Below are 13,772 nucleotides of genomic sequence, written 5' to 3' on the forward strand. Positions count from 1 at the left end.
AAAATTTAGCTTTTCTTCCCATAAAATATGCTCCCTCCCAGATGACAAGTTTTTTATTTCACTTGTCTACCTAGAAGGGAGCATATCAAACTGACAGTCCGCTTTTCATATTCAGCTATTTTCTCAATACCCCTGACGCCTCCGCTCCTTGCGAAGCTTTTCTCTCTTTTCTCCTGCCTCCCACTCAGCCCGTTCTTCCTCTGTTTCCACAATGAGACGGGGAACCCGGACAGGCCGGTCATCCTTCATGGCCACGTAAACCAGATAAGCCCTGTTTACCCTTTCCCTCTTTCCATCCAGATCCTCTGTATAAGAATCCACCCGAACCTCCATGGATGTGCCTCCCACATGGGTCACAGTTCCTATTAAAACAACAGACTCTCTTAAATGAACCGCCTTTGTAAAATGCAGGCTGTCCACTGCTACCGTAGTCACATAGGCATTGCAGTGGCGTCTGGCTGTCATGGCCCCTGTCTCATCAATCCAGGCCATTAAGTCCCCTCCAAATAAGCGGCCTGCTGAGTTTAAATACCTGGCCCTTACCACATACATCTGCTCAGTCCGGGATTCTGCCGCCCGTTTCGCTCTTTCTTCCATATTAATCATTCCTTTTCTCTCTTAACAGACATCCTATATTAAAAACTGGTCCGATATAATGGAATTACATTAATAACCGGAATTTCATATGGATGTATTTTTTTAATGGCATCAATGGTAATGTCGATATGATCCCGCAGGCAGGTGACCTCCACCTTAAGTTCAGGTTCAGTACTCACTGCATTTTCTTTTCCGCTGTAAGGGCTGCTCCCTTCCAAGGGCCGCCAGCACCCCGTAACCTGGCTATAAGATAAACAACTGTCATAATTTCCTATATGCCCTGCATCTACACTTTGCAAAGCGCCTTGCAGCGCAGATAAATGGGTTTCAGGAATAAAGATTTCTATTTTACAATACTGAAAATTCTCCATGGCTTTTTCTCCAATTACTCCCGAATTATATTTCTTTCCCTAAGGTGTTCAAAAACCTTCTGATATATCCGCATTCTACCACATCTTTCAATTTCTGTATACATATTCCCCGGTATTTCATCCTTTCCTCATTTTGTCCCATGATCATTTCCGGCCCCAGCCTGCCCGTTTTTTATGACCAATCCCAGATGCTTTGCCAGCTCTGTTCCACTGATTTGAAGCTTATTCTCAGAAAAACAGAGTTGGTTAAGCTTTGAGAAGTTAAAATTCCAGGGTTTTATACAGGCTTTTTTCATACATAGGCAATAACTATTAATCCCACATAAAACCTCCAAAACTGTCGATTGGATTTTTACCGGCCTATTGTTTATAATAAAATCAATAAGATTGTTAAAAAATTATTAATCAAATTTCAGGAGGAAGAAAACATGAGCAAATTATCCCAAGAACAATTTCAGGCATATCTGATGCAGATTCGTGAGCTGGCGGAAGGTCCTTTGGAAGAAATCCAGAAGGAAGTGGAAGTTACCAATAAATTCCCTCAGGAATTTTACGACTTGAGCATTCAAAATGATTTATACCGCTGCGCCCTTCCGGTAGAATACGGCGGCTACGGATTATCTGAATTAGAAATTCTCCAGGTGCAGGAAGAGTTTTCCAGGGGACCGGGCGGAATGAGAATGCATCTTCACTATGCCATGGATTTGAACTGGAGAATTTTAGATGATTACGGCAACAAGGAACTGAAAGATGAATATATGCATAAGTTCCAGGACAAATCCGTATTTACCTGCTTTGCACTGACAGAGGCCACCGGAGGAACCGGAGCCGACTTACATACCATGGCTGTAAAAGACGGAGACTCCTACGTATTAAATGGAGAAAAGACTCTCATTTCTCATACGGACTGCTGCGAATTTGCTTATGTAATCGCTGTAACCAATCCCGATTCCCACAAAGATGACCGCCTTTCCGCATTTTTCGTTCCAATGGATGCACCTGGCTTTGAAGTCATCAACATGCCTCATATGATGGGATGCCGGGGAGCCGGACATGGAGATTTAAAATTCACGGACTGCCGGATTGATAAGAAATATTTGCTTGGAAAAGAAGGTCAGGGACTTGAAATTGCCATGCACTCCTTATCCGTTTCCCGTGCACATATTGCGGCAAGCAACTTGGGAATGGCTCAGAGAATGCTGGAGCTTTCCCTTCAGTATGCCAATGACCGTGTAACCTTTGGAAAGCCCATCGGAACCCGCCAGGCCATCCGCTGCAAGATTGCCGATATGTCCATGATGGTTCATGCTCTCCGCTGCATGGTTTACGACTTTGCAAAATCTTACGAGGAGTGCCCCACAGGCGAATACATTGAGGAAAAAGCAGCCATGTGCAAGCTTTACAGCATTGACACCACCAGAAGAGTCAGCGATGAAATGCTGGAAATCTTCGGCGGCGTAGGCTACTTTGAAGACTGCAAATACGGCCCGGTTGAAAGGCTTTACCGCGACTGCCGCGCTATGTGGCTGGAGGAAGGCGCTCCTACTGTTCAGCGCATCACCATTTCCAGAAATACCATCAAACATGGCGGTAAGATGGAATACGTCATCTAACAGAAATCTGACTGGGGTCATAGGTTCGGACCGGACCAATGACCCCTATTTTATCAAGGAGGTTTATGATGAAACCATTAGAGGGAGTAAAAGTCATTGATTTAACCACTTATCTGGCAGCACCTACCACTGTCCGTGTGCTTGGGGAATGGGGAGCTGACTGCATTAAAATTGAATCTGCCAAGGGCGACCCGGCCAGAACCCAGGGGGCTGTATTTAATATGCCTTATGAAGATGACGAAAATCTGGCATTTGATGTTGCCAATATGAACAAACGGTTCATTACCCTGGATTTAAAGTCAGAAAAAGGGCTTGAAATCGCATACAGGCTTTTAGGAGAAGCGGATGTCTTTGTAACCAACACCAGAACCAAGTCCTTAAAAAAGCTTGGTCTTGACTATGACACCTTAAAGGAAAAATTTCCAAGACTGGTTTTCGCCCAGGTTCTGGGATACGGGGAAAAGGGCCCTGAAAAGGATACTGCCGGCTTTGACGTAACCTGTTATATGGCAAGAGGCGGTGTTTTCGGCACCACTGTCAACAGAGGGGATGCCCCCATGATTCCCACCAACGGCTTCGGTGATTTCCAGGTGGCCTTAGGCCTTGCATCAGGCATATGCGCAGCTCTTTATGCCCGTGAGAAATCAGGAAAAGGTGATAAGATTACAGTAGGACTTCACCACAGCGCTGTATACGCCTTAAGCACCGGTGTTATTTCCGCCCAGTACGGAAACCAGTATCCAAAAAGCCGGAAAGAAGTTCCCAACCCCTTTAACAACGTCTACCGCACCAGCGACCAGAAATGGGTGGTCATGTGCTGTCCTGAATATGACCGGGATTATGAAAAGATCATGACTTTGCTGGGCAGAGCCGACATGGTGGGAAATCCCCGTTATATGAAGTGTGCAGAGGTTAACAACAACCATTTGAATCATGAAGTTATCGATATTCTGGACGATGCCATAGGAACATTCACAAGAAATGACCTTCTAGCCATGTTCAAAGCCAATGACTTAGCCTGCGAAGCCGCTTATGAGCCTCTTGACATGTATGAGGATGAACAGGTCTGGGCCAACAACATCATCACAAAAATCCCTTATCCCTCCGGTGAACGCTATATGCCCACTAATCCGGTGAACTTCTCCTCCATGGGAGAACCAGAGTACCGCATCGGCGGCTCCCAGGGTGCTCACACGGTTGAAATCATGAAACATCTGGGCTACAGCCAGGAAGAAATAGAAGGTGCCCTGACCTCCGGTGCGGCAACCGGCGAAACAAAACTGAAAAAGCTTTGATAAGATAAATGGAAAGGTGAGATATTATGAGTTTATTATACACCGAAGAACAAAAAGAGCTGCTGGCCCTGGTAAGGGAGATGGCAGAAAATGAAATCAAGCCTCACGTCCAGGAAGCTGACGAAAAAGGCCATTGTCCCAGAGAATTGTTCCAGTGGGGATTTGATATGGGACTTCACATGCTGGAGATTCCTGAAGAATACGGCGGCACCGGTTTAAGCTATGAAACCACGGCCATGATCTTTGAGGAACTGGCAAAGGTGGATGCAGGCTATGCCATTACCTTTGTAACCACCTTTGTGGCCCTTAGAAATGTCATCCTGGCCGGCACCAGGGAACAGGGACAGTATTTTGCAGACAAAATCGCTCCAGGAGGATTTGCAGGCTTTGCCTTAACAGAGCCCAATGCAGGCTCCGACCCTGCTGCCATGAGGGCAACTGCTGTAAAGGATGGGGATGAGTACATTTTAAACGGCACAAAGACCTTCATTACAAACGGCGCCATTTCTGATGTATTTGTGGGCTTCTTTAAGACCGATCCTGCTGCAGGGCATCGTGGAATCTCTGCCTTTATCGTTGATGCAGATGCTCCCGGCGTAACTGTAGGAGCACATGAAAATAAAATGGGACTCCGCCTCTCCAACACCACGGACTTAATCTTTGAAAACGTCCGGGTAAAAGCTTCCGCCATGGTTGGACCGGAAGGCTCAGGCTTTAAACTGGCCTTAAATGCTTTAAACTTATCCAGAGCCTTTGTTGCCACCCTGGCTGTCGGCATTATGCAGAGAGCCCTTGACGAATCCGTCAAATACGCAAAGGAACGGAAACAGTTTAACACTCCCATCATCAAATTCCAGATGGTTCAGGCCATGCTGGCCGATATGGCGATTAAAATAGAGGCTTCCAGGTGTCTGGTCAATAACACCATGCGCATGATGGACCAGGGCATTATGGTTCAGAAAGAAGGCTCCATCTGCAAAACCTTTGTATCCGACTGTGCCCAGGAAGTGACTTCCAATGCAGTTCAGATATTCGGAGGATACGGATTCAGCAAGGAATATCCGGTTGAAAAACTGATGAGAGACTCCAAGGTATTCCAGATCTTTGAAGGTGCGAACCAGATCCAGAGAATGACCATTGCAAATGTATTAGAAAAGGAATATCGCTAAGGGAGGAAGGAAAATGAATATCATTGTTTGCATCAAGCAGGTTCCTGATACAACGGAAATCAAAATTGATCCGGTGAAAAATACCCTGATCCGGGCAGGCGTTCCCAGCATCATGAACCCTTTTGATAAAAATGCGCTGGAAACAGGGCTGCAGCTAAAAGATCAATACGGCGGCAAAGTAACAGCCATCTCCATGGGACCGCCTCAGGCAAAAGCAGTTTTAAGGGAAGCTCTTTCCATGGGAGCTGATGAAGCCTATCTGGTTACTGACCGGGCATTTGGCGGCTCCGATACTTATGCCACCAGCTATATCCTGTCAAAAGCCATTGAAAAGCTGGGCCCCTTTGACGTAATTCTGGGGGGAAAACAGGCCATTGACGGAGATACTGGCCAGACAGCTCCCAGCATTGCAGAACATTTGGGAGCAAACAGGCTCTCTTATATTCTGGATTTAAAGGTAGATGGCGAAAAAGTTATTGCAAGGCGTCAGGTGGAGGAAGGAATTGAGATCGTAGAAACCAGCCTTCCGGTGCTGTGTACAGCCACAAAAGAAAGCAACAAACCGCGGTACGCCACCGTTCGGGGGAAAATTGCTTCTTTAAAGGCTGAGATTCCGGAAATCAAACTGGAAGACCTTCCCGGTGCTGATATCTCAAAAATGGGGCTTAAAGGCTCTCCCACCAAGGTAAAGGCAACCTTTACTCCTCAGAGAACTGCCAATGGGGTCGTTATCAGGGAAGACACTCCTGAGCAAACTGCAGGTTCCCTGATAAATAGACTGGACGACGCAAAATTACTGTAGAAGGAGGCTGTTGGCAATGAGTTTTGAAACATGTAAAGATGTATGGGTATTTATGGAGTGCTTTATGGGCCAGCCAAAAAGTGCAGGCCCCCAGCTTCTGGGCCAGGGAAGAAAACTGGCCGACGGATTAAAACAGGATTTATGCGCCGTTGTCATCGGAAAAGACGTAGATCCCGCCATTAAGGCTGCCGGTGAATTTGGAGCAGATAAGGTCTATGTGGTTCAGGGTGATGAATATGAACACTACTCTGCCGATGCCTATGGCCATGCATTTCTGGAATTATGTAAAAAATACGACCCCAATACCATTTTAATCGGAGCCACTGTAAACGGCAGGGATTTAGGCTCTAAAATTGCCGTAAGCCTTCGGACGGGACTGACCGCAGACTGTACTGCCCTCAGCGTTGACGAGGCCACCGGCAATGTGGTCTGGGAGCGTCCTGCATTCGGCGGCAACTTATATGCCCAGATTTTATGCAGTGAAACCAGGCCCCAGATGGGAACCTGCCGTCCGGGAGCATTTAAACAGCCGGAAAAAAATCCTGACAATCATCCAGTCATTATCCGGGAAGATATCCGGACACCGGAAGATAAAATCCGCACCAAGGTCATTGATTTCATCAAAGCCTGCGAGGGCAATGAGATCCGGCTTGACGAAGCAGAGATTATAGTTTCCGGAGGCCGGGGAATGAAATCAGCGGAGAATTTTGCCATTTTAAAAGAACTGGCTGACGTGCTCCAGGGAACTGTGGGCTGCTCCCGGGCTGCTGTAGATGCCGGGTGGATGCCACAGACCCGGCAGGTAGGCCAGACCGGTTCTACCGTTGCTCCTAAAATTTATATTGCATGCGGAATCTCAGGAGCGGTACAGCATGTGGCAGGCATGAGCGAATCAGGAACCATTATTGCCATTAATAAAGATGAAACAGCACCTATTTTTGAAGTAGCAGATTACTGTATTGTGGGAGATTTGTTTGAAGTGGTTCCTGCACTGGTAAAAGAATTGAAAGCAAGACATCAGGAATAATCCAGAATACAGCTTCTACCCATAGGAGGCAGGTTATGTTTGAAGAAATAAAAATCAATCCAGACCGGAAACGCCGCTACCTGGAAATGGGGTACTGGACAGACCGGACTTTGCTGGACTGCTGGCAGGATTCGGTAAGGCTGCATCCGGACCGGGAATACGTGGTGGATGACAGGGGCTTTCGCTATACATACAGACAGGTTGATGAGGCCGCTTCCAAAGTGGCCGCCTTTCTCCTTTCCCAAGGCATAAAACCTCAGGATGTGGTTTCCTACCAGCTTCCTATCTGGAACGAATTCGTCATCATTACCATTGCCTGTTTCAAAGCCGGAGCCGTTGCCCACCCCATCGCCATGTGTTATGAGAGAAAAGATCTGGTACGCTCTATGAACCTGACAGAATCCAAAGTGTACTTTGGCCCCACCTTTTTTCATAAAACAGATTATGAGGCCATGAGCCTGTCGGCATTCGAAGAACTTCCAGGCTTAAAAACAATTGTTTTACTGGATCATACCAGAGAAAAAACAAGCAGCGCCATTACATTAAAGGAAATTTTGGAACAGTTTGAGCCGTTAAAAGATCAGCCCCGCTACGGTCTGACCGGTCAGGATGTGGCAGTGATTCTCGGTACCTCGGGAACCACCTGCGGCTCCAAAGGGGTGCTGCTGACCCATGACAACATCCGCTACAGCGAAGAAGCTTTTAACAGAGAACTGGGACTGACGGAAGACGATATTATGTTTATGCCTGCGCCCTTAAACCATGCCACTGGATTTCACCACGGCGTCATCGCTCCCATGCTTCTTGGAGCAAAGCTGGTTTTACAGCAGAAATACCGCTGCCAGGAAGCCATTGATTTGATGAACCGGGAAAAGTGCACCTATTCCATGGGGGCCACTCCTTTTATTTACGATATTTTAAGGGATCTGGAAACAAGGAGCGAGGCTTTGCCCTATTTGAAATTCTATCTCTGCGGCGGCGCTCCTGTCCCTGGCTACATGGTGCAGAGGGCCTGGAGTCTCGGGATTCTTCTCTGTGAAGTCTACGGCTCCACTGAAAGCGTTCCCCATGTGTTTGTGAGGCCAAAGGAGGCATTGGCTTTAAACGGAACCACTTCCGGCAGGCCCTTGGAAGGCATTGAAATCCGGGTTGTAGATGAGGACGGGAATGAAGTTCCTCCAGGCACTCCGGGAGAAGAGGTTTCCAGAGGACCTAACGTGTTTGCAGGGTATTTAAAAAACCGGGAAGCCACAGATGAGGCATTGGATGATGAGGGCTGGTTTTACAGCGGAGATATCTGCACCATGGACGAAGCCGGAAACTTGCGCATCATTGGCCGGAAAAAAGATATGATCGTCCGGGGAGGGGAAAACTTAAATTCCAATGAGATAAACGATTATCTGGAAGGCTGTCCCGGAATGGGCGACCATACGGTAATCGGAATGCCCGATGAACGGCTTGGAGAACGGATCTGCGCCTTTGCAGTCCCTCTTGCAGGCTGGGAAAACCTGGAGCTTTATGATGTCATCTGTTATCTGAAGGAAAAACAGGTTCCCAAACGGTTCTGGCCGGAACGACTGGAGCTGATTGACCGGATTCCCCATACAGGCAGCGGTAAGGTGAAAAAATATTTATTAAAAGAAGAATTGATAAAACGGATGAAAGGGTGACCGGTTATGGCAGAACAGAAATTCGGACCAAGAAGATGCCGTGACACCAGAAAACCTCTTGCAAGCCAGTGTCCCGATGTGTATTTTTACCGGTGCGGGCGATGCGGCTCTTTATTTCCAGTCACCGGGGGAAAGGCATCCGGGGAAATGGAAATCTTCTGCTGCAAAGAAAAAGCAGAGTTTCTGACCCCCAAAGGGCCGGAACAGTCAGAGGAGAATTTGCAGTTAAGCTATCAGATTACCGGAGGCTATAATGACAACGCCGTCAAGGTTTCCTGGAAAGCCATGAAAAAGGAATATGAACCAAAATGGCTTTACTTGAAAACATTTACCGGAGGATATCTAAAGTATGTGGCAGAGACAAAGCGGCCGCCAATGGTATTTGCCCTGGCTGACACCGACGCATTTTCCTATTGCGACGAAGACCCCTGTCTGGAATGCGTCTTCCGCTGCAAGAGAGGCTTTGTCATCTATGTCTATGGGGAGAAAACAGGACTGACGGAAATCCCTCTGGACAAAATGAATGCCCAGTGGCAGTCAGGTTCAAAAGAAAAAAACAATTAAAATGGAGGTAAGCTTATGTTAGCAATGATAGGTTTGATTATTGCCATCGCACTTCTGGTTATTATGATTATCAAAGGCATTGACATGATAACGGCAACCATTATCACAGCATCCGTTATTCTGGTAACCAGCGGCTTAAACATAGCAGACGGATTTCTCACCACCTTTTCCGGTGGCGCAGGCGGCTTTGTTGCATCCTGGTTTTTAATCCTGGGACTGGGGGGAGTTTTCGGGCAATTGGTACTGGAAACAGGCCTTGCCACTAAAATCGCCAAAACACTGACCGAAAAGCTGGGAACAAAAATGGTGGGACTGGTAATCCTGATCTGTACATTCTTTATTACCCTGCTTGGAATCAACGGATACATCATGGTATTCGTCTTATATCCCATTGCAGATAATCTGCTGCGCCAGAACAAGATGGACCGGAGGGTGCTGCCATTTCTCCTTTTAGGAGGAGGCGCTTCTGCCAATGGATTTGCATATTCCCTGGATATCTGCAACGTGCTGCCCAGCAATTACTTAAATACCTCCTTAGGGTCTGCCCCCTTCTTGTCCTTTATCTTTACGGCGATCCTGGCTGTATGCTATTTCCTGTATTTCAACTATGCCCAGAAGCAGAGCCGGAAAAAACATACAGAGGAAGAACTTTTAGCCATGTATAAGGATGAAAGCAGCATTATAAGTGATGAAGAGCTGCCGGGAATTTTTATCTCTGTCCTTCCCTTTATCCTGGTTTTAGGATCAGTGGTGGTCACCTCCGGATGGGGAACCTCTACCAGCATTATGTTTTCCCTTGTAATCGGTATTCTTCTGATTGTTGTCACACAGTTTAAGCATATTAAAAACATGAAGGCATCCATAAAAACCGGAAGCGGTTCCGGACTCAGTTCCATGCTTACTGTAGCTTCCGTTATGGGACTTTCCAAGGTTCTGGGATCCTCTCCTGCATTCCAGGATTTGCAGAAGGCAGTTTTGGCTATGAATATGCCGGTATACTTGAAAGCCTTTTTCGGAACTACGGTTTTAACGGGTCTTACCGGCTCTGCCATTTCCGGGGAGACCATCTTCATGGAAAGCTTTGGGCAGGCATTTGTGGATATGGGAGTCAACATCCAGGCCCTTCACCGCATTGTTACGGAGTCGGCCCTGATCTTAAATAAGCTTCCCAATTCTTCCGTTGCTATTCTGACTATGTCCATCTGCGGATGCAGCTTAAAAGAAAGCTATAAGCATATTATTTTAGGAACTACCATTCCTGCTTTTGTGGCAGGCCTTACCATAGCTCTTCTGGCTACTGGAGGATTCGTATTTTAAAAGATTTTTTAAAGGGCACTGCCGGTTATCAGCAGTACCCTTTTTTTCATCCTAACAGCTTATGGAAGACTTTTGGGGCAAATTCATCTCATGAGCCACAACAAAGTCTGCAAATGCCTCCACGGCGGAGGAAATAAAATTCTTTTTGCTGTATGCCATATAAATCAGCCTGGCATCCTTTGGAACATCGGTCAGCGAAATGATGATCAGATCATCAAACTGCTTTAAAAATGAAGTCCGGGCCACAATGGCTGCCAGCGGACTTTCGGAGACAACTCCTCCAATAGAAATCTCATCGTCATAAGAGAAGGCTGCATCTATTTTGCGCTCCTTTAAAAGCTGTCCCACCACTTTGCCGATGGGAAGGGATTCCCGGTATGTAATTAGATTATAGCTTTTTAATTCACCGAGGCAGACCTCTTTTCTGCCTGCAAGAGCATGAGTCCCATTGACGATCAGCACCAGCTCCTGAGCCAGAATTGGCACAAAAATCAGATCCGGCTCATCTTCTACCTTGGAACAAAATCCCAGGTCATACTTTCCCGAGGCAACACCATGAGCCACTTCTATGGAATGTCCCTGAAAAATGTTAAATTTTGTCCGTGGATTTTTCCCTCTGTAATTTTGAATGGCAGAAGGAAGGAAATCTCCCAGAAGAGTCGGAATGCATCCGATGTCAATGCTTCCCTCAACCTGTCCGGAATGGTTTTTCATGGAGGCAATTCCTCTTTCAAGCTCATTAAGAGCCTGAGATACATGCATATAAAACTCTTCTCCGTACTTGGTAAGCTGCACATTTCTTCCCTTTTTCTGAAACAGGGATATCCCTAATTCCTGTTCCAGGGATGCAATGGAATCGCTTAAAGAGGGCTGTGCAATATAAAGTTCTTTTGCCGCTTTTGTGTAATGCTGCAATTCTGCCAGTTTCAGGAAATAATATAGCTGCGGTAAATTCATATAACCTCCCTGGTCCAAACACCAAATGTCATTTTCCCCTTGTTATTATTTTATCATACACATCAAGTAATTGCTATATTCCTATCAATATATTATTTCTTTAATTATACGTTTTTTCAAAGTAATACCAGAAAAATCCTCTCCTCAGTTCCAACAAAAAGCTTTTGAACTGAGAGAGGATATCTCTCTCCCCCTAAGGGCTTTGTTTTATCCCGGCAGTGTCACTGAAATATTAAAGGACCTCGGAATATTCCCTATCCTTCCATCCTATGATCGCATTAATTATGGTTGGAATAATCAGGGTAAACAAAGTAATGTAGGATACAAGAGTCAGTCCTTTTGACACCAGACTGGTAAGCCCTACCTGGGAAACTCCCCAGGTGAGTATAACGTAACATAAGGTGAGCACTGTCCCCCGCTTATTACGCTTTTGGTCAGATATCTGAGGATCTTCTTTTATTCTCTTCTGGTACCAGTTAATAACCCGGTCATTAAATCCATGAGCATAATTAATGGCAGTGGAAATCGTGGCAAAAAATATGGCAACCGTAATCAACGTCAGCAGAAAGGCTTTCATCCCAGGCTCTCCCACACCATTTTCCACTACCAGAATGGTATAAATGGCTCTTCCCGACTTCCAGCCTTCCAGCACCTGTGAATAATTAGAGGCCAGGTTGAATACAGACATCTCCAGAAATACCCAATTGAGAATTACCGAAAGCACCACTGCCCACCTCAAGGTCCTTTTGTTGGAAAATATCTGAGCATGGTTTACATAAGCTCCAAATCCCCCTAAGTTCTGCCCCGAAAAAATATAGGCCCAGCAAAGAGCTGTCAGAAGATATTTTAAAAAACTGCCTCCGCCCGAAGAAATCCCCTGATTTAAGGAATCCCCCATGACCTGCATCTCACTTTTTAAATTACCGCCTGCTATGTTATAAATCAAATTGGGAACATGAATTGCAATTAGTGTAATAAAAATAACGGCGCTCATAAATACCGCATTCTTCCGAACCAGATCACTTCCCTTCATGCAAAGCACCAGCATAATGATTCCCACTATAAAAGTAGTTAATATGTAAGGAATTCCGGTAATCTCTTTTAAAGCAGAACCGGAAGTGGAATAAGACAAGGCCATACATACGATCAAAAGCCAGTTGAAATTAAATTCATAGACAATCTGCATGGGCTTTGCCAGCTTTCCCCCCAGAAAGCGTTCTCCATATTTTCCAAGAAAGCTTCCATAATCAAATGTCCTGAAATCCATTGCAAATTTCATAAAAAAGTAAATAATAAAGCAATTAATTGCCGCAACCACCACAGGCATAAACAGACAAAAATAGGGCTGCACCAGTCTTGGAAGCATGCCGTAAAAGCCTGTGTTTATAAAGAAGTAAGACCATGGCGTAGATCCTGCGGCAAAGCCTCCTCCACATTGGGAACTGAAGGCTATGGATACGAATACAAGGACTGTTTTCCAGTCAATTGCATTGATATCCCTCTTGTTTGCATTTCCCCCGTTACTCATTGTAACTCCCTCCTCAATATTATTTTTTCTGGCTTTTACCCTTCTCACATATCCCCCGTAAAGTCACGTCTGCTATTTTTTTAACAATACATAAATATTATAATTCATGGTTAGCAGAACATCCAATCGGCCTATTCTATGATTTACATCTGATTTATGGCTTTTTTCCTATACATCACTATATTTGCTTGTGTACATCTTCTGATCTGTGATATATTGCAAAAAGTAATTCCTGTTTTACTTATTATTTATGGAAAAAGGGAGGAAACAAACATGAGAGAAGAAATAATGGAAGGAATCAGGCGCCACATACTTCCTTTAAGCGGCCTGGAAAAAGCGCAGCTTCTGGAAATAGAACCAGGCCATGCAAAGATATCCATCCAGGTTCCAAAAACCGCCTTGAATTTATATGGAAACCTGCACGGAGGTTTTATATTTTCCCTTTGCGATATTACAGCAGGAATGGCAACCTATGCATACGAATATACCAACGTAACCCAGCACGGATCTGTAGATTTTATGAAGGGATTTAAAGAGGGACTTCTCTATGTGGAGGCCAATGCCATTCACAAGGGCAGCCGTTCCGTAGTAAACCGGGTGGAGGTAAAATCAGAAGATGGTAAAGTCATTGCAGCAGGAGACTTCACCATGTATCTGATTGATAAGCTGTGAATTTCCCGGTATTTCATCCTTCTTATGCAGAGAGAAGTAACCCCGTTGAACAGAATTCAGCAAAAAATAAAAGGAACTAGTCCGCCCTGCTTTATTCTTGTAAAACCATTTTGCCAAACGAAAATCTTCCCATCTTTTTGCCCGTTTAAACTAAGCTGTCTACCCTTGTCTACACTAAAAGGGATCTTTT

General features: G+C 45.5%; 13 protein-coding genes. 9 read left to right on the top strand and 4 right to left on the bottom strand.

The window, feature by feature from the left end; all coding sequences use genetic code 11:
* Positions 1–123: 123 nt before the first annotated feature.
* Together V7M78_RS21340 and V7M78_RS21345 are read right to left on the bottom strand one after the other, a co-directional pair.
* Positions 124–606 (bottom strand): acyl-CoA thioesterase, encoded by a 483-nt coding sequence (locus V7M78_RS21340; RefSeq protein WP_333653007.1) that lies wholly within the window; start codon positions 604–606, stop codon positions 124–126.
* 29 nt (positions 607–635) lie between these two features.
* Complete coding sequence (locus V7M78_RS21345; RefSeq protein ID WP_333653010.1) at positions 636–968, bottom strand: cytochrome C biogenesis protein; 333 nt, start codon at positions 966–968, stop codon at positions 636–638.
* A 428-nt stretch (positions 969–1,396) separates the two neighbouring features.
* On the opposite strand from V7M78_RS21345, the gene V7M78_RS21350 reads away from it, so the two are divergent.
* From V7M78_RS21350 to V7M78_RS21385, 8 genes are all read left to right on the top strand, one after another.
* Positions 1,397–2,581: an acyl-CoA dehydrogenase family protein gene (locus tag V7M78_RS21350; RefSeq protein ID WP_333653013.1), complete on the top strand. Its 1,185-nt coding sequence runs from the start codon at positions 1,397–1,399 to the stop codon at positions 2,579–2,581.
* A 65-nt stretch (positions 2,582–2,646) separates the two neighbouring features.
* Positions 2,647–3,876: a CaiB/BaiF CoA transferase family protein gene (locus V7M78_RS21355; RefSeq protein ID WP_333653016.1), complete on the top strand. Its 1,230-nt coding sequence runs from the start codon at positions 2,647–2,649 to the stop codon at positions 3,874–3,876.
* A 26-nt stretch (positions 3,877–3,902) separates the two neighbouring features.
* A complete protein-coding gene (locus tag V7M78_RS21360) occupies positions 3,903–5,045 on the top strand; it encodes an acyl-CoA dehydrogenase family protein (protein ID WP_333653019.1) in 1,143 nt (380 codons plus the stop codon).
* 13 nt (positions 5,046–5,058) lie between these two features.
* Positions 5,059–5,847 (top strand): electron transfer flavoprotein subunit beta/FixA family protein, encoded by a 789-nt coding sequence (locus V7M78_RS21365; RefSeq protein ID WP_333653021.1) that lies wholly within the window; start codon positions 5,059–5,061, stop codon positions 5,845–5,847.
* A gap of 16 nt (positions 5,848–5,863) precedes the next feature.
* Entirely contained in the window at positions 5,864–6,874 is a 1,011-nt protein-coding gene (locus V7M78_RS21370) for an electron transfer flavoprotein subunit alpha/FixB family protein (protein WP_333653023.1), read from the top strand.
* 35 nt (positions 6,875–6,909) lie between these two features.
* Positions 6,910–8,544, top strand: a complete 1,635-nt coding sequence (gene fadK / locus V7M78_RS21375) for a medium-chain fatty-acid--CoA ligase (protein WP_333653025.1) — start codon at positions 6,910–6,912, stop codon at positions 8,542–8,544.
* Positions 8,545–8,550: 6 nt separating this feature from the next.
* Positions 8,551–9,108: a hypothetical protein gene (locus V7M78_RS21380; RefSeq protein ID WP_333653028.1), complete on the top strand. Its 558-nt coding sequence runs from the start codon at positions 8,551–8,553 to the stop codon at positions 9,106–9,108.
* A gap of 15 nt (positions 9,109–9,123) precedes the next feature.
* Positions 9,124–10,425: a GntP family permease gene (locus tag V7M78_RS21385; RefSeq protein WP_333653030.1), complete on the top strand. Its 1,302-nt coding sequence runs from the start codon at positions 9,124–9,126 to the stop codon at positions 10,423–10,425.
* A 51-nt stretch (positions 10,426–10,476) separates the two neighbouring features.
* Here the strand turns inward: V7M78_RS21385 and V7M78_RS21390 are convergent, their stop codons facing one another.
* Positions 10,477–11,382, bottom strand: a complete 906-nt coding sequence (locus V7M78_RS21390; protein WP_333653032.1) for a LysR family transcriptional regulator — start codon at positions 11,380–11,382, stop codon at positions 10,477–10,479.
* A gap of 232 nt (positions 11,383–11,614) precedes the next feature.
* Positions 11,615–12,910, bottom strand: a complete 1,296-nt coding sequence (locus tag V7M78_RS21395) for a hypothetical protein (RefSeq protein WP_333653035.1) — start codon at positions 12,908–12,910, stop codon at positions 11,615–11,617.
* A 273-nt stretch (positions 12,911–13,183) separates the two neighbouring features.
* Between V7M78_RS21395 and V7M78_RS21400 the strand changes: the two genes are divergently transcribed.
* Positions 13,184–13,582, top strand: a complete 399-nt coding sequence (locus V7M78_RS21400; protein WP_333653037.1) for a PaaI family thioesterase — start codon at positions 13,184–13,186, stop codon at positions 13,580–13,582.
* The last annotated feature ends 190 nt before the right edge of the window (positions 13,583–13,772 follow it).

The organism is Lacrimispora sp., assembly GCF_036758025.1.
GTDB lineage: Bacteria > Bacillota > Clostridia > Lachnospirales > Lachnospiraceae > Lacrimispora.

What these genes read in the sequence shown, in the direction of transcription:
- V7M78_RS21355 (WP_333653016.1), top strand. Translation starts at nt 2,647, where the DNA reads ATGATGAAACCATTAGAGGGAGTAAAAGTCATTGATTTAACCACTTAT.
- V7M78_RS21350 (WP_333653013.1), top strand. Translation starts at nt 1,397, where the DNA reads ATGAGCAAATTATCCCAAGAACAATTTCAGGCATATCTGATGCAGATT.
- V7M78_RS21395 (WP_333653035.1), bottom strand. Translation starts at nt 12,910, where the DNA reads ATGAGTAACGGGGGAAATGCAAACAAGAGGGATATCAATGCAATTGAC.
- fadK (WP_333653025.1), top strand. Translation starts at nt 6,910, where the DNA reads ATGTTTGAAGAAATAAAAATCAATCCAGACCGGAAACGCCGCTACCTG.
- V7M78_RS21365 (WP_333653021.1), top strand. Translation starts at nt 5,059, where the DNA reads ATGAATATCATTGTTTGCATCAAGCAGGTTCCTGATACAACGGAAATC.
- V7M78_RS21385 (WP_333653030.1), top strand. Translation starts at nt 9,124, where the DNA reads ATGTTAGCAATGATAGGTTTGATTATTGCCATCGCACTTCTGGTTATT.
- V7M78_RS21340 (WP_333653007.1), bottom strand. Translation starts at nt 606, where the DNA reads ATGATTAATATGGAAGAAAGAGCGAAACGGGCGGCAGAATCCCGGACT.
- V7M78_RS21360 (WP_333653019.1), top strand. Translation starts at nt 3,903, where the DNA reads ATGAGTTTATTATACACCGAAGAACAAAAAGAGCTGCTGGCCCTGGTA.
- V7M78_RS21345 (WP_333653010.1), bottom strand. Translation starts at nt 968, where the DNA reads ATGGAGAATTTTCAGTATTGTAAAATAGAAATCTTTATTCCTGAAACC.
- V7M78_RS21400 (WP_333653037.1), top strand. Translation starts at nt 13,184, where the DNA reads ATGAGAGAAGAAATAATGGAAGGAATCAGGCGCCACATACTTCCTTTA.
- V7M78_RS21380 (WP_333653028.1), top strand. Translation starts at nt 8,551, where the DNA reads ATGGCAGAACAGAAATTCGGACCAAGAAGATGCCGTGACACCAGAAAA.
- V7M78_RS21370 (WP_333653023.1), top strand. Translation starts at nt 5,864, where the DNA reads ATGAGTTTTGAAACATGTAAAGATGTATGGGTATTTATGGAGTGCTTT.
- V7M78_RS21390 (WP_333653032.1), bottom strand. Translation starts at nt 11,382, where the DNA reads ATGAATTTACCGCAGCTATATTATTTCCTGAAACTGGCAGAATTGCAG.